Source organism: Helicobacter sp. 11S03491-1, from assembly GCF_002272835.1.
Taxonomy (GTDB): Bacteria; Campylobacterota; Campylobacteria; order Campylobacterales; family Helicobacteraceae; genus Helicobacter_J.
Window position 1 is genome coordinate 195,644 of the sequence record NZ_MLAO01000003.1, and the last position, 25,105, is coordinate 220,748.

The 25,105-nt window shown below is 33.4% G+C and carries 20 protein-coding genes and 1 tRNA gene; 9 read left to right on the forward strand and 12 right to left on the reverse strand.

Translation table 11 applies throughout. From position 1 onward, the window contains the following. Positions 1-274: 274 nt before the first annotated feature. The 3 genes from BKH45_RS03145 to bamD are packed head-to-tail and all read right to left on the reverse strand — an operon-like array spanning position 275 to position 3,631. Positions 275-547 (reverse strand): DUF493 domain-containing protein, encoded by a 273-nt coding sequence (locus BKH45_RS03145; protein ID WP_095274018.1) that lies wholly within the window; start codon positions 545-547, stop codon positions 275-277. A 32-nt stretch (positions 548-579) separates the two neighbouring features. Next, positions 580-2,979, reverse strand: coding sequence for an endopeptidase La (gene lon / locus BKH45_RS03150; protein ID WP_095274019.1), 2,400 nt, complete (start codon positions 2,977-2,979; stop codon positions 580-582). A 10-nt stretch (positions 2,980-2,989) separates the two neighbouring features. Continuing rightward, the gene (gene bamD / locus BKH45_RS03155; protein WP_095274020.1) at positions 2,990-3,631 is read right to left on the reverse strand and encodes an outer membrane protein assembly factor BamD; all 642 of its coding nucleotides are present in this window, start codon (positions 3,629-3,631) and stop codon (positions 2,990-2,992) included. A gap of 177 nt (positions 3,632-3,808) precedes the next feature. On the opposite strand from bamD, the gene fliW reads away from it, so the two are divergent. Next, complete coding sequence (gene fliW / locus BKH45_RS03160; protein WP_095274021.1) at positions 3,809-4,201, forward strand: flagellar assembly protein FliW; 393 nt, start codon at positions 3,809-3,811, stop codon at positions 4,199-4,201. A gap of 79 nt (positions 4,202-4,280) precedes the next feature. Beyond that, positions 4,281-5,063, forward strand: coding sequence for a pyrroline-5-carboxylate reductase (gene proC / locus BKH45_RS03165; RefSeq protein ID WP_095274022.1), 783 nt, complete (start codon positions 4,281-4,283; stop codon positions 5,061-5,063). Between the two features lie 2 nt (positions 5,064-5,065). On the opposite strand, the gene BKH45_RS03170 is transcribed toward proC, so the two are convergent. Continuing rightward, on the reverse strand, positions 5,066-5,983 hold the full coding sequence (locus BKH45_RS03170; protein WP_095274023.1) for a PDC sensor domain-containing protein: 918 nt from the start codon (positions 5,981-5,983) through the stop codon (positions 5,066-5,068). 144 nt (positions 5,984-6,127) lie between these two features. Between BKH45_RS03170 and mraY the strand changes: the two genes are divergently transcribed. The 4 genes from mraY to metA all read left to right on the forward strand — a co-directional run bounded on the left by mraY (position 6,128) and on the right by metA (position 11,421). Further along, positions 6,128-7,192 carry a phospho-N-acetylmuramoyl-pentapeptide-transferase gene (mraY, locus tag BKH45_RS03175; RefSeq protein WP_095274024.1) on the forward strand — a complete coding sequence of 355 codons (1,065 nt, stop codon included), beginning with the start codon at positions 6,128-6,130 and terminating at the stop codon, positions 7,190-7,192. 3 nt (positions 7,193-7,195) lie between these two features. Then, positions 7,196-8,461 carry a UDP-N-acetylmuramoyl-L-alanine--D-glutamate ligase gene (murD, locus tag BKH45_RS03180; protein ID WP_095274025.1) on the forward strand — a complete coding sequence of 422 codons (1,266 nt, stop codon included), beginning with the start codon at positions 7,196-7,198 and terminating at the stop codon, positions 8,459-8,461. Then, positions 8,458-10,326, forward strand: coding sequence for a mechanosensitive ion channel family protein (locus tag BKH45_RS03185; RefSeq protein WP_095274026.1), 1,869 nt, complete (start codon positions 8,458-8,460; stop codon positions 10,324-10,326). Before murD ends, BKH45_RS03185 begins: the two co-directional genes overlap by 4 nt. 192 nt (positions 10,327-10,518) lie before the next feature. Next, positions 10,519-11,421 carry a homoserine O-succinyltransferase gene (metA, locus tag BKH45_RS03190; RefSeq protein ID WP_095274027.1) on the forward strand — a complete coding sequence of 301 codons (903 nt, stop codon included), beginning with the start codon at positions 10,519-10,521 and terminating at the stop codon, positions 11,419-11,421. 2 nt (positions 11,422-11,423) lie between these two features. Here the strand turns inward: metA and BKH45_RS03195 are convergent, their stop codons facing one another. The 3 genes from BKH45_RS03195 to BKH45_RS03205 all read right to left on the reverse strand — a co-directional run bounded on the left by BKH45_RS03195 (position 11,424) and on the right by BKH45_RS03205 (position 15,331). Then, complete coding sequence (locus tag BKH45_RS03195) at positions 11,424-12,179, reverse strand: exodeoxyribonuclease III (RefSeq protein WP_095274028.1); 756 nt, start codon at positions 12,177-12,179, stop codon at positions 11,424-11,426. 102 nt (positions 12,180-12,281) lie between these two features. Then, positions 12,282-14,747 carry a molybdopterin-dependent oxidoreductase gene (locus tag BKH45_RS03200; RefSeq protein WP_095274029.1) on the reverse strand — a complete coding sequence of 822 codons (2,466 nt, stop codon included), beginning with the start codon at positions 14,745-14,747 and terminating at the stop codon, positions 12,282-12,284. 11 nt (positions 14,748-14,758) lie between these two features. Next, entirely contained in the window at positions 14,759-15,331 is a 573-nt protein-coding gene (locus BKH45_RS03205) for a hypothetical protein (RefSeq protein WP_095274030.1), read from the reverse strand. A gap of 278 nt (positions 15,332-15,609) precedes the next feature. On the opposite strand from BKH45_RS03205, the gene BKH45_RS03210 reads away from it, so the two are divergent. Then, positions 15,610-15,685 (forward strand) — tRNA-Phe (locus BKH45_RS03210). Positions 15,686-15,975: 290 nt separating this feature from the next. On the opposite strand, the gene cysE is transcribed toward BKH45_RS03210, so the two are convergent. After that, positions 15,976-16,701 carry a serine O-acetyltransferase gene (gene cysE / locus BKH45_RS03215; protein ID WP_257874487.1) on the reverse strand — a complete coding sequence of 242 codons (726 nt, stop codon included), beginning with the start codon at positions 16,699-16,701 and terminating at the stop codon, positions 15,976-15,978. Continuing rightward, entirely contained in the window at positions 16,698-18,551 is a 1,854-nt protein-coding gene (speA, locus tag BKH45_RS03220; protein WP_095274031.1) for an arginine decarboxylase, read from the reverse strand. The genes cysE and speA overlap by 4 nt, the downstream gene beginning before the upstream one ends. 111 nt (positions 18,552-18,662) lie before the next feature. Here speA and ybeY point away from each other — a divergent pair, with 111 nt between their 5' ends. Further along, the gene (ybeY, locus tag BKH45_RS03225; protein ID WP_095274032.1) at positions 18,663-19,091 is read left to right on the forward strand and encodes an rRNA maturation RNase YbeY; all 429 of its coding nucleotides are present in this window, start codon (positions 18,663-18,665) and stop codon (positions 19,089-19,091) included. A 329-nt stretch (positions 19,092-19,420) separates the two neighbouring features. Beyond that, positions 19,421-19,549 carry a hypothetical protein gene (locus BKH45_RS09045; RefSeq protein WP_257874488.1) on the forward strand — a complete coding sequence of 43 codons (129 nt, stop codon included), beginning with the start codon at positions 19,421-19,423 and terminating at the stop codon, positions 19,547-19,549. Positions 19,550-19,697: 148 nt separating this feature from the next. Here BKH45_RS09045 and BKH45_RS03230 read toward each other — a convergent pair whose 3' ends face one another. The 3 genes from BKH45_RS03230 to BKH45_RS03240 form a co-directional block, all read right to left on the reverse strand. Then, positions 19,698-20,594: a methylenetetrahydrofolate reductase gene (locus tag BKH45_RS03230; protein ID WP_095274033.1), complete on the reverse strand. Its 897-nt coding sequence runs from the start codon at positions 20,592-20,594 to the stop codon at positions 19,698-19,700. Positions 20,595-20,603: 9 nt separating this feature from the next. Next, on the reverse strand, positions 20,604-22,850 hold the full coding sequence (metE, locus tag BKH45_RS03235; protein ID WP_095274034.1) for a 5-methyltetrahydropteroyltriglutamate--homocysteine S-methyltransferase: 2,247 nt from the start codon (positions 22,848-22,850) through the stop codon (positions 20,604-20,606). A gap of 305 nt (positions 22,851-23,155) precedes the next feature. Then, on the reverse strand, positions 23,156-24,916 hold the full coding sequence (locus BKH45_RS03240) for a ShlB/FhaC/HecB family hemolysin secretion/activation protein (protein WP_180675603.1): 1,761 nt from the start codon (positions 24,914-24,916) through the stop codon (positions 23,156-23,158). Positions 24,917-25,105 lie beyond the last annotated feature (189 nt).

A 25,105-nucleotide genomic window follows, 5' to 3' on the forward strand; every position in this document is an offset into this window, starting at 1 on the left:
TTCACCAAATATAACAGATATTATTTGTGCGAATTAACTTATTTTGAGAGGACATCAGAAGCGCTGTTATTGTGAATGGGTGTGTATTGCTTATGATGGCTGTAAAGGTGAAAATATTATGGAAAAGTAGATTTTTCTTGTTAAAATTAATGATTATCCAATATTAAAAACATATTTGGATGGTTTTTGGGAAAAAATCTCTACAAAAATACACTTCCTTTATGGCTTCAGAATCAACTCCATTACAGACAATCCAAAGAAGCCAATAAGATGATCAGATGACCATCTTAATTTCTTGGTGAGTTGAGAGTTTACAATAGATTTCATCGCGTTCTTTTTGGCTATTTACTACTATTGTTGCATGTAGGCTTACAAATCTACCTTTTGAGGATTTGTTTTTAGCCTCTAGTGTATAAGGTCTTGGCATAATTTCAAACACAGCCTCTATGATTTTATCTTCATTTTCTCCTATAATGCGGTATTCCCATTGGGTTGGGTAGGAAATATCAGGCTTTCCTTGCAAGATACTTAGATTTTTAGTTTTCATTTAGAACCTCCATAAGGCTTAATCAAGAAAATCTAGATTAAAATCTGCGTAAGGACATCTTCAATTTTTTTCACAGGAATAATTTGGACTTCTTTTTTGACTTCTTCGGGAATATCCCCAAGATCTCTTTGATAATTCTTCTCAGGAATAAGAACTTTTTTCATCCCTGCTTTGTGGGCTGCAATTAATTTTTCTTTGAGTCCTCCTATGGGTAGGACGCTTCCGGTGAGCGTGAGTTCTCCGGTCATTGCGACATCAGATTTTGTCTTTACATCACACAAAATTGAAGCGATTACACTTGCCATTGCGATACCTGCACTGGGTCCATCTTTTGGGGTAGCACCCTCAGGAACATGTAAATGAATATCATAAAGATTATAAGCTTGTATTTCTTGATCTTTTTTGGATTTTTTGGATTTTTTTGGGGATATTTTTAAAATTTCAGAATCAATCAAAACTTTAATGACCGAAAATGCAATATGTGCAGATTCTTTCATTACATCTCCCAGACTTCCTGTGAGGGTTAAAATGCCTTTTCCTTTGATTTTAATAGCTTCAATCTTAAGCACATCTCCCCCCACACTTGTCCATGCCAATCCATTCACGACGCCCACTTTGTTTTCTTTGAGGGCAGCATCAATCTCAAAGACAATTTTGTCCAGATATAAAGGCAAATCTTTTGGAGTAATGAGAATTTTTCTAATTTTTTCTTTGGATTCTAAGATAGTTTTAGCACATTTTCTCATAATACTCGCAATACTCCGACGCAAATTTCTTACTCCTGCTTCGCGTGTATATTTTTCGATAATCATTTTAAGGGCTAGGGGAGTGATGGAAATTTCACTTTCTTTAAGAGCATGTTTTTTGAGTTCTTGAGGGATAAGATATTTTTTTGCAATTTCTTCTTTTTCTTGAGGGGTATAGCTTGAAACGCTGATAAATTCCATCCTATCGCGCAATGGAGCAGGGATATTGGAAATATCATTGGCTGTTGCTATAAAAATGATCTGAGAGAGATCAAGATTGAAATTTGTATAATAGTCTCTAAAGGCAACGTTTTGTTCCGGATCAAGAATCTCAAGTAAGACGCTTGTAGGATCTCCTCGCATACTTCTACCTACTTTGTCAATTTCATCAAGCACCATTACGGGATTCATTTCTTTGGCTTCAATAAGACCTTGAACAATTCTTCCGGGCATAGCGCCGATGTAAGTGCGTCTATGCCCTCTAAGCTCATTGACATCTTCAAGCCCACCTAATGCAATTCTAACTAAAGGGCGATTGATAGCTCTGGCAATAGAATTAGCAAGGCTGGTTTTTCCTACCCCCGGAGGTCCAAAGAAGCAAAGAATAGTGCCCTTTCCTTCGGTATTAGCTTTATCGCGTTGGTTGAGGAGTTCTCTTACGGCAAAGTATTCTACAATCCTTTCTTTAGGCTTTTGTAGTGAGTAATGATCGCGATCGAGTTGTTTTTGAACATTTTTTATAGATAATTTTTTCTTGGCAAATTTTCCAAAAGGAATTTCAAGCACCCATTCAATATAATTTTGGACTATGTTGGCATCAGCACTATCTTGATGCATTTTACTGAGACGATCAATTTGTTTTTTGATTTCTTTGTGAGTATCTTTATCTAAAAATGGCCTGAGTTTTTCAAGTTTCTGATAGTATTGATCAATTTCCTCATCTCTTTGCTTATCAATGCCAAGTTCTTTTTGAATTTGTTTGAGTTGTTCTTTGAGAAAATATTCTTTATTGATTTGTTCCATTTTGTTATGGACTTTGTTTTTAATCTCTTTTTGAAGTTTTTGAGTTTGTATTTCTTCAATCACAAGATCGATGAGAAATAGCAATCTTTCTTCTGTGTCATTGCTAGCAAAAAGTTTATAAGATTGATCTTTTTTTAGCCTTAAAATAGAAGATATAAGATCGATAATGCGATTGGGATCATCGTTATCATCAATTGTTTTTAAGAGATCAGGGGGAAAAAATTGACTGATATTAGCGAGATTAGTTACTTTTTCACGCAAAACTTCCATAATGGCATTGATTTTATCAGCATCATAATCTTTGTAAGTAATCACATCTACTAATGCTTGAAGAGGGTTATCATTTTCTATAGAAATGATTCTGCCTTTTGTAATGCCCTGAAAAAGAAGTTTTGTGCGACCATCAGGGAGTGCTACTTTTCGCATAATACTTCCAATAACCCCTACATCATAAAAACTATCTTTAGATCTTTTTTGTTCTTGAGAATTTTTTGCACAACTTACAAATACAAGATCGTTTTGCTCAAGAGCTTTGTTGGCAGCCTTGATATTGGCTTCATCGGAGATAAAAATAGGAGCAATCATAAAAGGATACATAAAAACTTCATCTTCAATAATAACAGGTATTATACTTGGGAAACTCCCATAATTGCTTATTTGCATTGTGATTCCTTTACCAGTTGAACATAACTACATACCAAGGGGTATGTGAAGGTTTTGGGTGAGTTTCTTTTTCAAGTTCTTCATCAATCCTATCCAGATATTTATTCAAAGCTTCTTTTTTATGCTGTTTTTTATAGACATTTGCAATAGCCTTGTTGAGTTCATTTTGTCCTAAGATAAATTTAACTTGCATGTATTGGACATACGGAATGTAGCGACTATTTGGATATTTATTGACAAAGTTATCCAGATCTTGGATAGTATCTGAAATAAATTCTTGATCTTTGCTTTGATTTTTAAAGCCATAATAATGGGCTTGAAGTTTTAGAAATGCTATATAGTCAGCATTTTGGATAGTGCCATATCGTTTGAGATATTCATCAAAATAAAATTCAGCCAAAATATATTCTTCTTCACTCATGTGCGCTTGACCTAAAATAAGCATAGCCTCAGGAAGAAGTGGTGAATTGATATGCTCACTTTGAAGTGAGGAATAATAATTATCTGCTGCTTCAAGATTGCCAAATTTAATTTCTTTTAAAATCCCTTGATACCAATATATAGCAGGTTTATTGTATTCGGTATTTTGCTTGGCGCATCCAATAAAAAATCCAATCAGTAAAACTACGAAAATAATCTGTTTATAAAACATAACACCCCATTTAATCTTAAAAATTGCAAAATTTTAATTGTATTATATCTTATATCATGCAACCATTTTCATAAAATACGTTGAAATAAAATTGATTTTTAGGTAAAATCTTGAAAAATTAATGATAAGATTTTAATTTTAGTATTGCAGTGTAAGTTAAAGATGAGGTTAAATATAATGATTTTTGATGTGAAATCACCGATTTTGGGATTTGAAAATGTTACAAAAATGAAATTAGAAAAAATAGATAATATTTTTGTTCGTTTAAGCAATGCAGAAAATGATGTCCCTGTTTTCACCTTGATCAATCCTTTTGTTTTAAGAGAATATGAATTTGATGTCCCTGTTGCCCTAAAACTCTTGCTTGATCTTGATAATAGTAAAAATATCTTTACAGCCAATATTATGGTTATCCAAACCCCTATTCAAAATTCTACAATTAATTTCTTAGCTCCAATTATTTTTAATTTTGATAATCAAACAATGGGGCAAGTGGTTCTTGATAGCCTTAAATATCCTCAATATGGATTAGCAGAGTCAATTTCTGCTTATTATCAAGAAGAAAAATAATTTTTTTAATTTTCATTTTTACTTAGCTTATTTGTTGTTTGGTTCTAAAATATAATTTTATATTCCAGGAGGATTTAAAATGGCAGAGAAGAATACTTTAATTTTTGTTGGATATGGCAGCATGGCAAAAGCTATTGCATGTGGGATTTATAATAGTAATTTGAAGAGCAAATATCATCTTGAAATAGCCGGCAGAGATTCAAAAAAAGCACAACATTTTATTGATTGCAATCATTTAGGGGATATAGCCAAAATCTACCAATCTTGTTGTGAGATTAATGTCGATCAAAAAATCGTTATTTTATGCCTAAAACCTTATGCTTTAGGGAATTTTAAGTATATAGGCAATGCAAATTCTGTTTATAGTGTCATGGCAGGGGTGGGTATACAGACTCTTAAACAACATATTCATTCCGGTGGTTATGCTAAATTAATGCCTAATGTTGGGGCTAGATACCAAAAATCTTCTACAGCAGTTTTTGTAGAAGGAGATATAAAACAAGAAGCCCAAGAAATACTTTCAAGTTTTGGGAGTGCTGTATTTGTAGATTCTGAAAGTTTAGTAGATGCCTCTATTGCCACAGGAGGAAGTTCTCCTGCATTTTTGGCATTGGTTGCCCAAGCAATTATTGATGCCGGAGTGAGGGAAGGGTTGAGACGAGATGATGCCTTAAAACTTGTGCGTGCAACATTTGAAGGCTTTGCTTCTTTGATGAATGAACAAACCCCTGATGAGATTATTTCTTCTATTACAAGTCCGGGGGGAACAACTGTTGAAGGACTTTATGTGCTTGAAGATAGAGCTGTGAGAGGCGCTTTTATACAAGCTTGCCATGAGGCTGTTGCTAAATCCAAGAAATAAATTTAGTTTCTATCGTCTTTATTCATAGCGCCATAGGCAAATTTGACATAAATGGACAATCCAAATAAAAGCATAGCTACGCCGGCAGTAAGATAAACAGCATAGATAATTTTATCAGGTTCGCTAATAGTAAATTTGAATACCAACATCAAAGCCTCAATCGCTAGTGCAATAACAATAGAACCCAAAAATCTAATCATCGTTTTGTGAATAGCACGATGATTATCCCCGCTATTCTTTCCTAGCACTTCTTCTTCAAAAATTGCTTTTACCAAATCAAAAATTGCCAGTGATAATGTAAGTAAAATCGTGGCTTCAAAAACTTCTTTGATGTCGAAACTTCTAAAATGAACTGAAGCTGTCCAAAAACTTCCAACTCCTTTGACAAAAAGTAAAATTGAGATAAGAGTAAGCATTGTAGAGAGACAAAAATACATAGCAATGCTAAAATTCGAAAAAATATCATAAAAGCGGCTTGGAGAACTAATGTTGATAGCATCTTTGAGAGGGATATCAATGCAAACAACAAATTGCAATTCATGATTGGGGGTGTAAATTGGATAAGAAGAGGTAACAACAAGATTTCCATTAATTTGAGTGGGGTATGGGTTGGTAATAATACATTTTTGTTCTTTGATAGCTTCATAAAAATAAGCTCTATCTGAAAAATTTTCATAAGTATTTTCGCGTATATTTTGATTATCTGTGATAGTCTGACTTATTTGATTGCCTTTAGCATCCAGAACATAGATACAATCAAAAGCTTTAATTTCATCTTTTATTTTTTTAATAGCTGTTAGAATAGATTCTAGGCTTGTTGCCGGCATATAATTTTTGATATTTTGAGTAAAAAGATAGCAGATATAAGCACGAAGTTCATAGCGAATCTTAGAATAAGTAACAATGTCTTTAGAAAGCATAATATATCCTCACACAATATTTGAAATTATATTTTACTATGAAATAAACATTTTAGAAAGCAAAAAGAGTGTAGATTTAATATTTTTAAAGATTTTATCTCAAAATATGAATTATAATTCTAAATTAAAAAACAAGGGTGCTGTATGTTGTATTATCTGTATTCGGTTTTTGGTATCAATGTATTTCAATATCTTACCTTTAGGGCCGGAGTGAGTTTTTTCCTGGCATTTTTTTTATGCGCTTTCCTTTTGCCTTCTTTTATCAAATGGGCAAAATCAAAAAAAGCAAACCAACCCATATCAACATTTGTTCCCGCTCATCAAGGCAAGGCTAACACCCCTACAATGGGGGGGATTATTTTTATTTTAGCCACAGTAATTGCCTCTGTTTTGAGTGTTAAACTTAATAATACTTATGTTATTTTAGGATTGGTTGTTTTGATTGCTTTTGGATTTATTGGAGCAAGAGATGATTATATAAAAATTGCTGCTAAAAAAAATAGCGGTATGAGCGCAAGGTTAAAATTCATTCTCCTTTTTATTGTTTCTGTAGGGGTATCAAGTGTGCTGAATATGAATGGATTGGATTCTAGTTTGTATGTGCCATTTATGAAAAAACCTTTGCTTTATTTGGATAATTATCCGGGCATAGCAATTGCATTTTGGACTTTGGTATTTTTGGCGACAACAAATGCTGTTAATATCACTGATGGATTAGATGGTCTTGCAACAGTTCCCGGCATTTGTGCTCTGGTATCTTTATCTGTGTTTGTATATATTGCAGGGAATGCTGAATTTTCCAGGTATCTCTTGTGGCCTCGAGTTGTAGATGCAGGAGAATTATTTATCGTATCTGTTGGACTTATTGGGGCGCTCCTTGGATTTTTATGGTATAACTGCCACCCTGCGCAAGTTTTTATGGGTGATAGTGGGAGTCTTGGGGTAGGAGGATTTATTGCTTATATGGCAATTATTTCTAATAATGAAATTTTACTTATTCTTATTGGCATCATTTTTGTGATTGAGACTTTATCTGTTATTCTCCAAATAGGCAGTTACAAAACACGCAAAAAAAGAATTTTTCTTATGGCACCTATTCACCATCATTTTGAGGCAAAAGGTTGGGCAGAAAATAAAATTATCGTAAGGTTTTGGATTATTGCTATTTTGAGTAATATTATTGCGTTAATGAGTATTAAAATAAGGTAAGAGATGAAAAATATTTCAATTTTTGGTTATGGGGTTACTACTAAACCAATGGTAGAATTTTTAAATGTACAAGGGATGAAATGCCATATTTTTGATGATAAATTTTTGTGCGCATCTTCTGATGAAAAGGGAAATGTTTTTGCTCCTTCAAGCGAATTTAAGCCTCAAAATTCAAAACTTGAAATTGTAAGTCCGGGTATTCCTCCTTATCACCCCTTAGTCAAACAAGCAAAAAATCTTATAGGGGAGTATGATTATTTTTATAATCTGTTTTCTTCTGCTTATTGCCCTCAAACCATTTGGATTAGTGGGACAAATGGTAAGACAACCACAACCCAAATGCTTACACTTTTGCTTCTTCATAGAGGAGCAAAGAGTGGGGGAAATATTGGCACACCTCTAGCCGTGCTTTATGCCCAAAAAGTTCCTTTGTGGGTATTGGAGACAAGCTCTTTTAGCATCCATTATATTCAAAAAGCTTATCCAAAACTCTATATTTTACTCCCGGTCAAACAAGATCATATTACTTGGCATGGGAGTTTTGAAGATTACATATGTGATAAACTCAAGCCTTTAACACTAATGTCTCAAGATACTCATGCAATTATCCCAAAAGAATTTCATTCTACAAAAGAGGTAAAAAATTTTTTAGGAAAAATATTCTTTTATGAGAACTCTATGTCTTTGTCTGAAGAAATTGGAATTACAGCAGAAGACATTAAATTTAAAGAACCTTTTTTGCTTGATGGTCTTTTGGCTCTGGAGGCTTCAAAAATTCTTTTTGAAGAAATAGATATTACTCTACTCAATAGTTTTCAAATCGGAAAATACAGGATTGAAGAATTTAGAGATAAACAAATGCGTTTATGGGTAGATGATAGCAAGGGAACAAATGTTGATGCAACTATAGAAGCACTCAAGCGTTATCAAGATAAAAAAATATTCTTGATTTTGGGAGGTGAGGATAAAGGTGCTCATCAAAATCCTATTTTTGAATTAGTCCAAAAATGGGATATAGAAATTTTTAGTATCGGGAGCAATCAAGAAAAGCTTTTAAAATTAAGCCAACAATATGGCATTAGATTTCATTTATGCAGTGAGCTTGAAAATGCAGTAAAAAAAATTAAGCATATTTTAGGACAAGATGGAGTAGGGCTTCTATCCCCTGCTGCTGCAAGTCTAGATCAATTTAGTTCTTATAAACAAAGAGGAGATCTATTCAAACAATATGTCTTGGAAGATTTAGAAGAAAATAAGGATAAAAAATGAAAAAAATTGTTTTTATAGGGACATTTATACTTTTAATGCTAGGGGCAAGTATTTCTTTAAAAGCTATGGATAATCCTGATTTTACAGATTTATATGTAATCTTTAAGCAAATCAATCAAATCAATCAAGATATTGATACTTACAAAAATAATCCTCAAAAAATTACAGAAGCTGCTGTATATGCAGAACAAAAGATGGATTTGATAAAACAATTAACTTCAAAGATTCTCGATCATAAGGAAAAAATAGGGATTGATATTAAAGCAAATAAAATAGAGCAAACTAAAATTAGGTTTGAACTTCAAACTACTACACAAACTCAGGACGCCTATACTTATACTTTAAATAAAATTTTGCTTGATGATCTTTCGTTAGACCAAGATATTTATGAAATGATAGAAAAATTACGCAAGAAAATAGATTTTTTTAGCCAAAAAGATGATGTTACTAAAACTATTGCTCCTTATTTGATTAGCTTGAATGAAAAAATAAAGGTGGAGTATTCTATCCCCTCTAATTTGAATTCAAATCAAAAACAACAACTTCAGAACAAGGTTTATCAATATAAAGTTAAACTCCAAACTTATATAGAAATTTTATCTTACATGCAAGAATATGCTCAAAATATTCTCCCTCAAAATGCAATTATGAATTTAGGCATGGAATGGCTTTTGGAAAAAATTGACCATTATGTCCCTATCAATACAAGTAATCTTGGTGTTGCAAAGGTAATTTTATCGTTATTGACATTGATTGTTTTATTGGGATGCAGAAAAATTGTAGCTAGGATTATTTTGAAAATCGTAGATTTCTTCGTGAAATTTACTCGTCACAACCAAGCCATACAAAATAAAATTCGCAATGATATTACAGCGCCAATTTCATGGCTGCTTTTAGTTTGGAGTTTTGATATTTCACTGGATATTTTATATTATCCCAATTTAGCATCTTCAAAGATTCAAGTATGGTTTGGAGTAGTTTATATTGCTTTGCTGGTATGGTTTGTTATTTCTTTATTAAAAGGTTATGGGGGTGCGTTTATTACCACTCTTGCTCAAAAAAGTTCGGATGGTTTTCGCAAAGAAGTAATTAATTTGATTTTAAAAATCGTTTATTTTATTGTGATCATTTTTGGATTGTTGGCAATTTTGAAACATTTAGGATTTAATATTTCTGCAATTATTGCATCTTTGGGGATTGGTGGATTGGCAGTTGCATTGGCTGTGAAGGATTTACTTGCAAATTTCTTTGCATCTGTGATGTTATTGTTTGATAATTCATTTTCGCAAGGGGATTGGATTGTGTGCGGAGATGTTGAAGGGACTGTGGTAGAAATGGGGTTGCGACGCACAACTGTGAGAACATTTGATAATGCACTTCTTTTTGTGCCCAATTCAGAGCTTGCCAACAAATCAATCAGGAATTGGAATCGTCGAAAAGTTGGTAGGCGTATTAAAATGAGCATTGGTTTAACTTATGGTTCTAAACGTGAACAGCTTGAAAAATGTGTCAAAGAAATTAGGGAACTGCTCTTAAATAACCAAAATATTTCCAAAGATACTGATGAGCGTGAACATATAGATTATCAAGTAGCCTTTAAAAAAGATATTATTTCTATGGATGATTATTTAGGTTATAAAAATACACTTTTTGTGTTTGTTGATGAATTTGCAGATAGCTCTATTAATATTTTATTGTATTGCTTTAGCAAGACGGTGGCTTGGGGAGAGTTTTTAAAAGTCAAAGAAGCTCTAATTCTTGAAATTATGAAAATTGTTGAATCTAATGGATTAAGCTTCGCTTTCCCAAGTCGAAGCCTTTATGTCGAAAGTCTCCCTCACGCTACATTAACTCCATCTTCTTAAAAAGAGGGAGTTTTATTTTAGATGTTTCATTAACCCACATCAATAATATTTTTAAAGATTTTATCTCTGTGATATTTGCATTTTCTTAATATAATAAACACATATTGTGTTTATTATTAATATAAAAAATCATAAATGACAAGATTTTAGATTGATTTGCTAATAAAATTATTTTGTTAATAGGAGAAAATAATGCCTGTAGTCATACCACAAGATATACCTGCTTTTAAAACACTCGATAGTGAAAATGTTTTTGTAATGTCTTCAAGTAGGGCGCTTACTCAAGACATTCGACCTATTGAAATAGTCATATTTAACTTAATGCCTACAAAAATTCAAACTGAAAGCCAGCTAATAAGATTATTGGCAAATTCACCTCTTCAAGTCAATGTAACATTCATTACAACACAATCTTATGAGAGTAAAAATACGCCAAAATCCCATTTAAAAAGATTTTATAAAAAATTTAATGAGCTTAAAAATACATACTTTGATGGGATGATTATTACAGGTGCTCCTGTGGAGCAAATGGAATATGAAGATGTTGCTTATTGGAATGAGATGAAAGAGATTTTGGATTTTGCACAAACAAATGTTAATAGTGTAATTTATATTTGTTGGGGGGCTATGGCGAGTTTGTATTATTATTATGGCGTTACAAAATATTCTCTTAAAGAAAAAATATTTGGTGTTTTTGCTAATTCAAAAATAAAAACATCTGATGTTTTATTTACAGGGTGCGATAGCCAAATTTATATGCCTCACTCCAGACATGCCGGTATTGATGAGCAAAAAGTAGCCTCTTCTAAGGAGCTTTCTATTTTGTGTTATAGTCAAGAGGCTGGGGTTGGAATTATCAAATCTATTGATAACAAAAAAATTTTTATTATTGGTCATTTAGAATATGATGCTGACACATTAAGAAACGAATATATCAGAGATAAAGAAAGGGGATTGTGCCCATTAGAACCAAAAAATTATTTTAATCAAAATCAAGAGGTGATAGTAAATTGGAGATCCGGGGCAAGCTTGATTTTTAGTAATTGGTTAAATTATTATGTTTATCAAGTTACACCTTATGATTTGAACAGATAAATTTAACATTGAATTTCAATCCCTACAGGGCAGTGGTCGCTGCCCATAATTTCGGGATATATAAAGGCATTTTTGAGTTTAGAATTTAAAGTTTCAGAACAAAGGAAATAATCAATTCTCCAACCCGTGTTGTTTTCCCTAGCTTTTCCCATATAACTCCACCAGCTATAAGCCTCTTGCAAATCAGGATAAAAATACCTAAAAGTATCTGTAAATCCTGAGTCTAAAAGTTGGGTAATTTTCCCTCTTTCTTCATCTGTAAAACCGGCATTTCTGCGATTTGTCTTTGGATTTTTTAAGTCAATTTCTTTGTGGGCAACGTTGAGATCTCCACACACTATAACAGGTTTTGTTTTTTCCAGATTTTTGAGAAATTTTCTAAAATCATCTTCCCACTCCATTCGATAAGCAAGTCTTTCAAGATCGCGTTTAGAATTAGGAGTATAGACATTTACCAGATAGAAATCTTCATACGCAGCCGTGATGATTCTGCCTTCTTTGTCGTGATGAGCAATCCCCATATCATAGCTTACGCTAATGGGCTTGTTTTTGGAAAATATAGCTACGCCTGAATATCCTTTTTTCTCCGCCCAATTCCAAAATTCTTCATAACCTTCAAAGTCAAATTGAGCTTGTTGGGGATTCATTTTGGACTCTTGGATACAAAATATATCTGCATTTACAGATCTAAAAAAATCCATGAAACCTTTGTTCATGCAAGCTCTTAAGCCATTTACATTCCATGATATTAACTTCATCTCTTGCCTTTAAATGAATGTATTATTATAGCTTGTTATTATTGAGGTATGAGGATAAATAAAAATTATTGCAGGAATTTCCTGCAATAAGAAAGCTTGTTTTTAGAGACTTTGAAGAATTTTTGGTTTAGAGAAAGCTCTAATTTCACGAGTATTTCCCTTAAACTTTTCAATTTGAACCAATGTAGTATGTGCAATGTTGCTTTGAGCGAGTTTAGAAGTTCCTTTGTCGATTGTAAGGACATTGATATCTCCATGTTGGCAGAGACTTTTTTGTCCCCAGACTTCAGGATCATACCATGCCCCTTCACAAATAATGGCGACATCTTTTCTGACTTGTTTAGTGACGATTGCTCCTGCAAGAATTTCTCCGCGATCATTAAAAAGACGGACAATATCCCCACTTTTGATATTTCTAGCTTTCGCATTTTCAGGGTGGATTAATATAGGTTCCCTACCGCTAATTTCAGCAAATGTTCGGATAAAAGAATTATTCATTTGTGAATGGAGTCTATAGCGAGAGTGTGGGCTAACAATGTGAATAGGGTATTGTTTGGATTTGGGTGATCCTAACCATTCCATAGGTTCAAACCACATAGGGTGTCCTTTGCAATCATCATAATTGAATTTTGCGATAACAGGGGAGTAAATTTCCATCTTTCCTGATGGTGTGCCAAGTTTGTTTTTGAAGGGATCTTGCACAAAATCTTGTAATCTTGTATAAAGCTCGCTTTCTTCATCATCTTTTGTAAAACGCACATAACCTTGTTTCCAAAAGTCTTCAAATTTTGGCATAGTGATATTGAGTTTTGCTCCTTGATTGCGTGCATCTTCATAAAAATCTTTTGCCCATGCTAATTCGTCTTTACCCTCTGTAAATACTTCTTCATAGCCCCATTTTTTGCAAAGTTGTTGGCATATCCAAAAATCGCTTTTGCTTTCTCCAATTGGATCAATGACAGGTTTTCTGGCAATGATATATTCTTTGTTTGCATTGGTTTGATCAATATCAATTCTCTCAACCTCTGTAGCCACAGGCAAAACGATGTCAGACATTTTTGCCATAGATGTCCAATAAGGATCGGCGGTAATGATTGTATCAACTTTTTTAAGTTGAGCGATTGTATTATTTACGTTTTGATGTCTTGTCAAGGGTGATCCGGAAGCAAGATAAAATACTCTCATATGAGGGAGTTTGATTTTTTTACCATCTTGATCGATAATAGATCCTGGAAATTGGAGGGCTTGAATAGATCTTGAAGATGGAATGGTAATATTTTGATGTTTAAGCCAAGGAGCATTAGGATACTTTTTGTTATAAACTTCAGCAACATTTGTGCTCATACCCTTCAATGAGGGCGCAATTTTGTCTGTTCCTCCTTGAGAATAATAACTTAAGCTAAATTCAAAACCACACCCTAGCTTGCCAATATGTCCCAGCATTGCAGTAAGCACTGCTATCATCCAAAATGCTTGTTCGCCATGATCTTGTCTTTGTAACGCTCTTCCGGCGATAATGAGAGTGGGTTCTTTAACAAACTTTTCAGCAAGAGATTGGATAGTTTTGGCTTGAATGCCACAGATTTTTGATGCCCAAGCAACATCTTTGATGACACCATCTTCCTTGCCCATGAAATAATCTCTAAATTTATTAAACCCTACAGTATATTTATGGATAAAATCTTTATTATAAAGTCCTGAGGTAAAAAGATAGTGTGCCATTCCTATCATCATAGCCGTATCTGTATTTGGAATAATAGAAATAAATTCAGATTCCATAAATCTTTGTGTGTCATTTTGTTTGACATCAATGCTGTAAAGATTGAGTTTTTTGTTTTTGGCTGCTTTTTTGATTTCTTCGTAAGCAGGGTAACTATCATGAGTTGGAATACCTACAGAAATTTGACTGGTAATAAGTGGATCTGTCCCCCAAAATACAACATTTTTAGCTCCCTTAAGAACAGCTTTCCATTTGGTAGGGCTTTCATAAACTGTGTTGCTACCCATTACATGGGGCATAATAACCATTCCTGCCCCTGTAGAGTAATCCCCACTTTCTTCTACATAGCCCCCTAATATTTTTAACATTCTATGGGCAACTGTGCGTCCCCAGCTAACTTTTCCGGAACCCCCCCACCAGTAGCATTCTCCATAGATTGCCTCAGGACCATATTTATCAAAATTTTTTCTTAATGCTTTTGCAGCCAAATCTAGAGCTACATCCCAGCTGACTCTTACAAACTCATCTTGTCCTCTAAGATCATTTTTTGCGGGACCTTTAGCTTTTAGGTAGCTTTTTCTTACCATTGGGTATTCGACCCGACTTTCATTATTGACAACATCAGGAATAGCATAGATGAGGTTATTGGGTTTTTTGTCTCCCTCAAAAGGCTCTACATTGACGATTTGATTACTGCTTGTTTTTGCATAAAATGCTCCATATCGATTTCCACTAAGCATTTTATTGGAATCAAAAATTGTTTGTGTAGCTGCATCAAATTTGTTAGCTTGAAGCAAACTACCTGCCCCAAGAATTGAGGTAGTTTTAATAAAATCTCTTCTTTTCATGAATTTTCTCCTTAATGATTTTGAGCATCTTTGGCGTGTTGTTGCAAATATTTAGTAATTAATTCTTTGGTATCTTTATCTAGAGAAACCATATCTTTCATACTATTGATATTGCTTGGCCATTGATTGACGGTGAAACTATTGGGTGCATGGAGACGGTGGCATTGTGAACAAGTTTGTTCATAAATGGTTTTTGCCTTTGTGTAGAGGGATTGATCACTCGAATCCAAAATTGTTTTATCAACTTCAAATTCTCCCTCTACCTCAAACCATAAGTCTCCATAATCATTTTCTTTTTTGGAAATAACTTTCAAAAAAGGATTGTCATCTTGAATAAAAGTAGCATAAATCTCCCCTAATTCAGGACTTTTTTGGATAGCTTTGGTATAGTTTTCATCCATCGCGCCTTTTAATTTAATCTTGACTTGATTACCTTGTGTCTGAAGGACTTCAACCGGTGTAAGCACTGTAATTTCGCCTACAATTTTGCCATTAATTTTTAGAGGCGAAGTTTTGTTGATATAGGCTGTTTGGGCTTGTAGTATTCCTATAGCCAAAATAGCTAACAAAAGTATCTTTTTCAATTAAACTCTCCTTTTTATTTTTAAGTTATGTATCAATTGTATTACTACAAAAATAAATAATTACTTAGTTATTCTTTAATATTTAAAAATAAATCAATAAATTCTTATAAATGAGTTAGTTTGTAACAAAAAGATAACCGTATGGATAGGCTATTTTTAGGAATTTTGAGTGTTTTTGAGGCATAAAATCATCTTAATTTTTTATAATTGAGTTTTTATGCGAATTTAAGTTGTTTTTCAAGGGTTTTTTGGAATAATTTTGCTTCTTTTTTGAGTTTGGCTTGATAGCTCAGTCGGTAGAGCAGGAGACTGAAAATCTCCGTGTCGGTGGTTCGATTCCGCCTCAAGCCACCATCCGGAGTATTCTAAAGGTATTTTATTTCATCAAGTCTATGAGGGTATAAAACCAATAGATTCTATCTTGCATAGTTATATGACTTTATGAAAACAGGCTTTATTTTAGATTTAAATACTGTTAATATTAAATTCTTCTTAATTTTTTCTTCTAAAGATAATCTTTATATATTAAGTTTTTAGCTTTTTTATCACAATTTTTATTGTATTGAATGTATTGAAAATTTTAATATCTATTTTTCAATCAAAGTCAGCTTTTAAGAAATTTTAGGGATAAATTTCATTTTCTATTATTCATCTTTAATGCAACGGATATAATTTTCATAAATATTTTGGAGTTGAGCGTCTTTTTTAGAATTTTCAGGATTAGAGTGAATGGTTTGCTCAATGAGATTGATTTTTTCAATGAGATAGTTAAAGAGTTCTTTATCAACATCAGGAAGTTTAATAGCAGCATTGGTTTCTTGAGTTTTGTTTTTATTAAGAACACGAGCAGGGATACCTATAGCTGTCATATCAGCCGGAACATCTTTGATAACAACTGAATTTGCCCCAATCTTTGCATTTGCCCCAATAGTAATATTTCCAAGAATTTTTGCCCCTGCTCCTACAACCACACCATTTTCTAAAGTAGGGTGACGCTTGATCTTCTCCAAACTCACCCCACCTAAACTTACCCCTTGATAGATAGTTACATCATCGCCAATTTCAGCTGTTTGCCCGATGACTACGCCAATACCATGATCAATAAATACTCTCCTGCCAATCTTACAAGCAGGATGAATATCAACGTTAGTTAGAAATTGTGTGAAGCCCATTAAAATTCTTGCAAAGATTTTAAACCCTCGTTGATAGAATCTATGAGCAATGCGATAATGGACAATAGCAATAAGACCGGGATAATTAAAAAAAAGCTCTATTTTAGAATTGATAGCAGGATCTTTTTTGAAAGGGACACTAAAATCTTCTTTAATAATCGCAAAAAGCCCTATTTTATTAGAATCTTTTGGAGTCAATTTTTTTCACCACTTGCAATGGTTCTTAGGTAGCCATTTTCGCTGAGCATGATATAGAGTTGCCCCATGACTTCTTTTTTGGTTTCTTCATCGATGTCTTGATTTTCTTCTATGCGTTGCTTTAAAATGCGTTCAATTTCTTTGGTATCATAATCAAGATCATCAAGCACATCCAGAATGGTTTGAGCTTCAAGAAGATTTTGTATTTCATAGCCTTTGTTTAACTCATCATCAAAAACAACGCTAAATTCAGTAGGGTGAGTAAAAAGATTATGCCTCATTCCCAGAACTTCTTGATAAGCCCCTACTAAAAAAAAGCCTAAAAAATATTCTTCTTTGGTAACATCCACATCATGCAAGAATAAGGGTTTGGAAGAATCAAAAGTAATTTCTCCATCGCTATCACAAGTAATATCCCATAAACTTGCACTCCTTGTGGGGCGTCGATTTAGCCTATCCAGAGGCATAACAGGGAAATTTTGTCCCAATCCCCAATAATCCGGCAAACTTTGAAAAAAAGAGCAATTTAATAAATACCTTTCTTGAACTTGCTCTTGAATACGGATAATATCATTGTGATTTTTATGTTTAAGGAGTTTGATGACTTTTTTGATAATCAAATGCACCAATACCTCTGTATTGCTTCTATCTTGTAAATCAATATAGCCCAGATCAAATAAAGTCAGCAAGGATTCCATATGATCAAGACTATCATGTAAATATTCAATTGCATTTTTTTCACTGATACTTTGATATAAATCAAGCATTTCAGCGATCAATGGAGGATTTTTCTCTTTGAGTTTGAGGGCTTTTTCATCATATTCTTGTGAGAATAATTCCAATACCGGAGCAATCAAAACAGCATGATTAGCGCATATATAACGACCTGATTCGATAAAAATATCCGGTTCGGGTTCTTTTTTGTTTTTGACAATTTCTTTGAGGGAAAAAACCACATCCCCACTAAATTCACTTAATGTGTAATTGCGATTATTGTTGCCTTCATGTTGAGTATATTCGACTGCAAGACCCCCGCCAATATTGACACAAGTGAGATTTTTCGCTCCCATTTTTCTAAGCTCTGCATAGATATTCCCCACTTCACGGATCGCTTTTTTTAGAGGTGAAATATCACTGATTTGGCTGCCAATATGAAAATGGATCATTGTAAATTTATGAAGCAGTTTGGAATCTTCAAGAAGTTTGATTGCTTCAAGTAATTCAGTGCTTGTTAGACCAAATTTGGAATTAATCCCCCCGCTTTTTGCCCATACTCCTGTTCCTGTGCTATGAAGACGTATTCTAAGACCGATATGAGGGCATGGCTCTCCCATTTCTTTAGCCACTTCAATAATTGTTTCCAATTCATTGAGACCTTCAATAGTGAGTGTAATATCATGCCCCATATTGGCTGCTACAAAACCCAGATTGATCATTTCACGATCTTTGAAGCCATTGACGGTGATAGGAGAACCCTTGTTAGTGTAAGCCATAGATACAATAAGTTCAGATTTACTTCCTGCTTCCAGCCCATAGCATTTATCTTTGGCACAAGCTACAAGAGGTAAGACAAAATTAGGCATTTGATTGACTTTGAGAGGAAAAACAGCCTTGAATTTACCATTATATTTATATTCTTGGATAGAAGATTCAAAAGTAGCAAATATTTTTTCTATTTGTTTTTGTATAAGATGGGGAAAGCGAATTAAGAGAGGTCCTTTATAGCCTTTTTCTCTTACTTCATTGACAATATCAATGATTGGAGGTTTATTTTTATGATTGACTTTTACAACGCCATTATCAATGATAAAGTCATCATTTGACCAAAATTTAATGCCATAATCCACCATGCATTTTCCTCAAATAAAATTTTGCTTTTAAGGGCTAAAATTATAGCACTTATATTGGGTTTTAATGTCTTAAATGTATAATCTAAAAATTTTTTAATATTCAGGATGGAGATGCTGGAAATTACCAATGAAACCGATTTTATTTTTGATTACAAACTTTTAAATAAAATTGCTGCATTCTTAAGCTCACAAGAAATTGAGCTGCTCCTAACTCATGATGAACATATCCATTTACTCAACAAAGAATTTTTGGGCAAAGATAAGACAACAGATGTGTTGAGTTTCCCATTTGATAATATGGGTATATCCGGAATATCTTTACCTCTAGGCAGTATCGTCATTAATGTAGATATGGCAAGGAGAATAAGCCAAGATTTGGGGCATTTAGTCGATCTTGAAATTGCTTTGTTGCTGGTACATGGTATTTTGCATTTGCTAGGTTATGATCATGAGAGAGATAAGGGAGAGCATCGTTTGAAAGAAGAAGAAGTTATTGATTATTTTAAGCTACCAAAGAGCTTGATTATAAGAAATACTTAAGATTGAGTAAAAATACTTTTGAAATGTGTTTTTCATCATTCTCGCAAACTTATCAAATCCTATCTGTCAATATAAAAATCTCTCAATAGGATTGTTGATTCTACTGCACCTTGCTGGTTATAATCTGATTGATTGCCAAAACAGATTCCGGATTCTTCAAGGAAAGAAGTGCGAATTTAGGCAAGAGCTTTGTGTTTTTTATTTTGAGAATGTTTATTGGAATGCTTGAGTAATAAAATTATTTTTAATATTAAAGATAATTACTATAATTTAATAATTATTAATTAATAAGATTTATTATTTTATTAAATTAATTGTAAGGATTTAAAATGAAAATAATGATTACAAGCACTTTAGGCATATGTTTATTGGGTGGTTGCGCTCATGATAGCTTGATGGCATTCAAACAATCTCATAATCAAGGATCTAAGCAAACTATTTGGATACCTAGACAATAGCAAACTTTTTGGTTTTGGGCAAAATTCTCATCAATGAATGCCCTTGGAATTAATATGGAGAATGTAAGTTATCATAAAATTTATCAACTAATAGGTATTAGAGACCGGAAGCCGTTTTATTGTCTTAATCAATTATATGCAGAGTTATTTACCGGAGAATTTTTTTTGCTAATGTGATTTTGTTGGCATTCATGAAATGGATTTTATAATGGGTATTTTTGAGATCTTCAAAGAGTTTCTTACTGAGTTCAAAGCCTACTTTCTGTTCTTGTTCTTGGCTTATTAAAGAGGCTTCTTCAAGTTTTTTGAGCCATATTTGAGGCACGAATACACCCGGGAGTTTAGAGTATAAAAATTGAGCCGTTTTATATTTCATGATTGGAAAATACCCCAATACAAGTTGGGTATTTGTGTGGAGTTCTCGGTTGATTTCTGCGCACCATTGCACCAAAATCTTAGCATTTTCTATATCATAGATAGGTTGAGTGAAAAGGGCAAGTACGCCTGATTTTATTTTGCGTTTCATCTTATTTTTGAGACTTAAGGGATTGTTGGCATAAGAGTTGATAACGCCAAAAGGATAGATTGTTTTTACCTCACCCTTGAAGGGCTTGTCATTAAGGTCTTTGTTTTGATTGCATTGGTTGATTAGGTGAATAAGGAGAGTGCTATTGCCTTCAAACACACCTTTTGCATTGGGGTAATCCCCTAGTTTGACAGGATCGCCACTGAGGGCTAAAAATAGCCTTACATCTAATTGATTTGCTCCCAGAATATCCCCCTGAATTGCAATAGAGTTTCTATCTCTCATATTGAGAGTGCATATAACAGGTTTTTTGAGTGTATTTTGCAGTTTGAGACTTGTGAGTATGGAGGATTGTTTGAATTTGGCTAATGGGGCATCTGTGCATACAAGGGCATCATAGCCATCCCATTCTTGCAATTCTTTTATGAGTTCTTCTCCAATGTTAGTCCCTCTTGGAGGAGTGATTTCATAGCTTAGAAATTTTGTATTTAAAATTTTATGGACACACTCCTCTATCATTGCTATCCCTTAGGCTTTGTCTCTGATTTGTTTGGTTGCTTGGACAAGATTTTTCAAACTTGGTTTGACCTCTTCCCATTTTCTTGTTTTTAGACCACAATCAGGATTGATCCAGAGTTGTTCTTTGGGTAAGACTTCAAGAAGAAGTTTGATTTGTTTGATGATTTCTTCTTGGGTTGGGATTCTTGGGCTATGGATGTCATAGACGCCAGGACCTACTTCATGGGAATATCCAACTTGTGCAAATATTTTTAACAATTCATTCCCGCTTCTTGCAGTTTCAATGCTGATGACATCTGCATCCAGATCTTCAATGGTTTTGATAATATCATTAAACTCACTATAACACATATGCGTATGGATTTGTGTTGAGGGTTTTGCAACACTTGTGGAGGTTTTGAAGCATAAAAGTGCCCATTCTTCATAGGTTTTGACATTTTCTTTTCGCAATGGATAACCTTCTTTGAAAGCAGCCTCATCAACTTGGATGATTTTTATCCCTGCATTTTGCAAATCATCAATTTCATCGGCAATCCCAAGCGCTATTTGTTTGCATACAGCACTTCTTTGTATGTCGTCTCTTACAAAAGACCAATTAAGGATAGTTACAGGTCCTGTGAGCATTCCTTTGACTATTTTTTTAGTCAAACTTTGGGCATAAGTAGCCCATTTAAGTGTCATTGGGGCAGGTCTGCTGACATCCCCAAAGATGATAGGGGGTTTGACACATCTGCTTCCATAGCTTTGCACCCATCCGTTTTGGCTAAAAACGAAGCCCTTAAGCTGCTCTCCAAAATATTCTACCATGTCATTTCTCTCCGGCTCTCCATGCACTAACACATCCAGCCCTATTTCTTCTTGGAAGGCGATACAATCTTTGATGTAATCTTGAATGCCTTTTTCGTAAATATCTGAATTAATTTGCCCTTTTTTAAAATCTTGTCTTAATGCGCGTAGTTGCGGAGTTTGTGGAAATGATCCAATGGTTGTGGTTGGGAGGATAGGATAGGCTAATTCTTGATGTTGGAGTTTGATTCTATCTTTAAAGGCAACTTCTCTTTGAGTTTTACCGGGGGTAAGAAGGCGATCTTGGGTGGCTTTGTCATTGATTTTTGGCGAAATTTTTCTATTTTGGTTGATGGCTTTATTTTGTTCCCATGACTGTTTGATAGATTCATTGATGCCATTTTTGAATGCAGATTCCAGAAGTTCAAGTTCTTGGATTTTTTCTCTAGCAAAGCTTAGCCAAGAGAGTATTTCTTTGTCCATGTTGGTTTCTGAATCTTTGCTAAATGGTGTGTGCAATAGCGAGCAACTTGTAGATAAAACAATTTTATCTTTAGGAAATTTTTGTGAGATTTGCTCTAAGAATTGTAGTTTTTTCTCAAGATTGGCTACCCAGATATTGCGTCCATCAATAATCCCTGCATAAAGTGTTTTACCACTTTTTGCAAGCAACTCAAGGGAGGAAAGGTTTTTTTCTCCATACAAAAAGTCTAACCCAATGCCTTCAATATTTGTTTGGCACAAAATATCTGTTGCTTCCAAACTCTGCTCAAAATAGCTCACTACAATTGTTTTGAATCCTTTAGCAGCGATTTGATCATAAACTTCTTTGATTTTGCTATAAAATCTTTCATCTGTGCCTTTTGCAAAGATAGGTTCTTCAAATTGAATAGTGAGAGTTGTGTCTAGTTTTTTGAGTTCATCAAGAAGTTGGAAATAAGCTTGTTTGAGATTTGTAAAAATAGTATCAAAATCTGTTCCATCGATGATTTTTGATAAAGCGACAAATGTAAAAAGTCCAATGAGATTGATTTTTGGTCTGTAGCCTAAAGCTTTGGCTTCATTGTACTCAAGGATAATCTTGCTTGCATCAATTTTGTAATCATCATGGGCACTTAGTTCAGGGACAACATAGTGATAATTGGTATTAAACCACTTAGTCATTTCGCAAGCAACGCTTTCTTTAAGCCCACGCGCCATTCCAAAATAAAGTTCCAAATCTTTGTATGCTCTAAATCTCCGAGGAATAGCTCCAAGAGCGCAAGCTAAATCTAACATATTGTCATAAAGACTAAAATCATTGACACTGACATACTCTAGATTTTTTTGATAACTCCAATGCTTAGCCCGCAATTCTTTGGCACTCCGGAGAAGTTGGCTTTGGGTTAAATTGCCCGCCCAAAATCCCTCTAAAGCTTTTTTAAGTTCTCTGTGTTCTCCAACTCTTGGAAATCCAATAATAATACTCATCTGTGTATCCTTGCATAATTTTATTTGAGAATATTATCATACACATATTGTGTTTTGATAAATTTTATAAAATTTATCAAAAATTTTGTTAAAATCTATAAAAATCTATATTATTAAAAGCCTTTAAATACCATGTAGTCAGTATTTTGAGATTTATTATTACAATAAGTAACATAATTTGAGACTTTTATTTTTTGATAGTTTAGAAAAATATTTAAACAATAGATCATTAAATATGCATTAGACGCGGTATAGGACAAAAATAAATGACTTTATAGATTTTTGTTAGAAAATATAGTCTTGGATTATTGCCAATAAATACCCGCAGAAGCATAAAAATATCTGCCTTTGAGTTTGGAGGGATTATAAAAAGGAGCGTATCCCCAAATTTCAGTATTAAAATATCTTCCCCAATAGATTTTTAATCCTCCGCCCCCTCCAATCAAAAACCCTTGATTTCTTAATCTATCTTGAGAATTCATATAAATATCTGTTGTGTATCCCATATCTATTCCCAAAGTTGGGACAAGAGATATTCTAAAAAAGGGAGGGAAATAATAAGCCAAGTCATTTCGATTCAAAATCCCTATTTCACCATTTAGGGCTGAGCTATCAAACCCACGCACACTATAAATCCCTCCCAGATTAAATTTTTCGTTCGCATAAAGTCTTGTTCTTGAGACTTGTGTTTTTAAAAATCCTGTATAGGCAAAATGTTGGCGATTCATATCAAAGGGCGCATAAGCATATATATCTATTGTAGGGATCGTGTAGAAAAAATCAGGAGACTCTTGAGAGTTTGTGAGATTTTCCATAGCTCCTAAAAATTTCACTCCTTGTTTGATGCCCAAACTTAGATTGAAAGAAGCTTGTTTGATATATCTTAGATAGTTGAAATTTGCATAAACATTTGTTAGATTTCGTCTTTGAGGGATAAGTTCAATATTCTCAAGATAGTTTTTCGCCCATTTTTTGCCCAATCCAAAGTTAAAAGTGATTTGATTAAGATTATCCATATAGATTAAAAAACCTCCCTTGATATCCATATTTGCACTATATCCATGATATTTAAATGTATTTTTTAATATAGGAATATTCTGAGCATATTCAGAATAAGAGGTGTTTATAGAGAATAAAAAGCGCCTAAAAGGGATGCTAAAATCAAATGAAGCATAAATATTGTGAGCATTTTTCCAATTAGGGGTGAGGACAACGTAGGTATTAAAAATTTCTGCTAAAGAGAGTATGTTTTCTAAGCCTAATTGAAAAGAAGTCTGATAAATCCCACTTGATAGAGATCCTCCATTGTTTGCATTAAAAGAAGCATAAATTGGGAGCAAGGAGGAGTGAGGCTTGATAATGAGTTTAGAACCGATTGCGTCTTGTTGATTTTCAGGGGGAATGGATAGGATTTCCATAGTGGGGTTTTGCGTTTTGAGACGTTTAAAGTTATAAAATCCTCTGTCAATGGGTTTTATGCAAAAAATATCTCCGATTTTAATCCCATAATCTTTGCCCCAAAACAAGGTTGAGAAGCGGTTTTTATTTTCATATTCTATTTCTTTGAGAATAGAAGTCTCTATCATGACAATTAATGTTTTGGTATTTAAATCTTGAGATTTTAAACCAAAATTTGTTGTGATATAGCCTTTTTTAAAGGATTTGAGTTTGATTTTATTTAAAAGTTCGCTAATTTTTTGCGTATCCAGGCATTGGTGAGTAAAAGTTTGAAGGATAGGGATAAGAAACTTAAACTCCTTTTGGACTTTTTCCTCAATAGCAAGTGTGCTTGATTGCAAATAAATATAATCAATCATAAAACAAACTAAATGGGGTATCTCCAATTCTTTTTTATAAGAAATTTTTTGAGGATTATTTTCTTTGGATGAGAGAGAGAATTTAGAGATAGAAGAAAAATTAGGGTTTGGGCATTCTTTTTGATTACCGGATTGCTTGTTTGTATGGGCTAAAGCAGAGGGTGTATCATCACAAAAAATTTGCGATCCGTCAATACATGGAGCAAGAAAAAATATCCCCATCCAACAAAAAATATTTTTTACAATCAACATTATCCTCAATTCTCTTCTCTCTCTTTTTTAAAAAGTCTCCATAACTAATGCTATTAATCTAAATAATGATAATTATTATAGGAATATATCTATGAATGATTGTATGGATTTTCTTATTTAAAATAAAAAATAGATTTTTATCTTTAAATTATACACCCTATTATTTAAAATTAGTTTAAGATATAT

Excerpts from the sequence above, each read along its gene's own strand:
- BKH45_RS03145 (WP_095274018.1), bottom strand. The coding sequence starts at position 547 with ATGAAAACTAAAAATCTAAGTATCTTGCAAGGAAAGCCTGATATTTCC.
- lon (WP_095274019.1), bottom strand. The coding sequence starts at position 2,979 with ATGCAAATAAGCAATTATGGGAGTTTCCCAAGTATAATACCTGTTATT.
- bamD (WP_095274020.1), bottom strand. The coding sequence starts at position 3,631 with ATGTTTTATAAACAGATTATTTTCGTAGTTTTACTGATTGGATTTTTT.
- fliW (WP_095274021.1), top strand. The coding sequence starts at position 3,809 with ATGATTTTTGATGTGAAATCACCGATTTTGGGATTTGAAAATGTTACA.
- proC (WP_095274022.1), top strand. The coding sequence starts at position 4,281 with ATGGCAGAGAAGAATACTTTAATTTTTGTTGGATATGGCAGCATGGCA.
- BKH45_RS03170 (WP_095274023.1), bottom strand. The coding sequence starts at position 5,983 with ATGCTTTCTAAAGACATTGTTACTTATTCTAAGATTCGCTATGAACTT.
- mraY (WP_095274024.1), top strand. The coding sequence starts at position 6,128 with ATGTTGTATTATCTGTATTCGGTTTTTGGTATCAATGTATTTCAATAT.
- murD (WP_095274025.1), top strand. The coding sequence starts at position 7,196 with ATGAAAAATATTTCAATTTTTGGTTATGGGGTTACTACTAAACCAATG.
- BKH45_RS03185 (WP_095274026.1), top strand. The coding sequence starts at position 8,458 with ATGAAAAAAATTGTTTTTATAGGGACATTTATACTTTTAATGCTAGGG.
- metA (WP_095274027.1), top strand. The coding sequence starts at position 10,519 with ATGCCTGTAGTCATACCACAAGATATACCTGCTTTTAAAACACTCGAT.
- BKH45_RS03195 (WP_095274028.1), bottom strand. The coding sequence starts at position 12,179 with ATGAAGTTAATATCATGGAATGTAAATGGCTTAAGAGCTTGCATGAAC.
- BKH45_RS03200 (WP_095274029.1), bottom strand. The coding sequence starts at position 14,747 with ATGAAAAGAAGAGATTTTATTAAAACTACCTCAATTCTTGGGGCAGGT.
- speA (WP_095274031.1), bottom strand. The coding sequence starts at position 18,551 with ATGGTGGATTATGGCATTAAATTTTGGTCAAATGATGACTTTATCATT.
- ybeY (WP_095274032.1), top strand. The coding sequence starts at position 18,663 with ATGCTGGAAATTACCAATGAAACCGATTTTATTTTTGATTACAAACTT.
- BKH45_RS09045 (WP_257874488.1), top strand. The coding sequence starts at position 19,421 with ATGAAAATAATGATTACAAGCACTTTAGGCATATGTTTATTGGGTGGT.
- BKH45_RS03230 (WP_095274033.1), bottom strand. The coding sequence starts at position 20,594 with ATGATAGAGGAGTGTGTCCATAAAATTTTAAATACAAAATTTCTAAGC.
- metE (WP_095274034.1), bottom strand. The coding sequence starts at position 22,850 with ATGAGTATTATTATTGGATTTCCAAGAGTTGGAGAACACAGAGAACTT.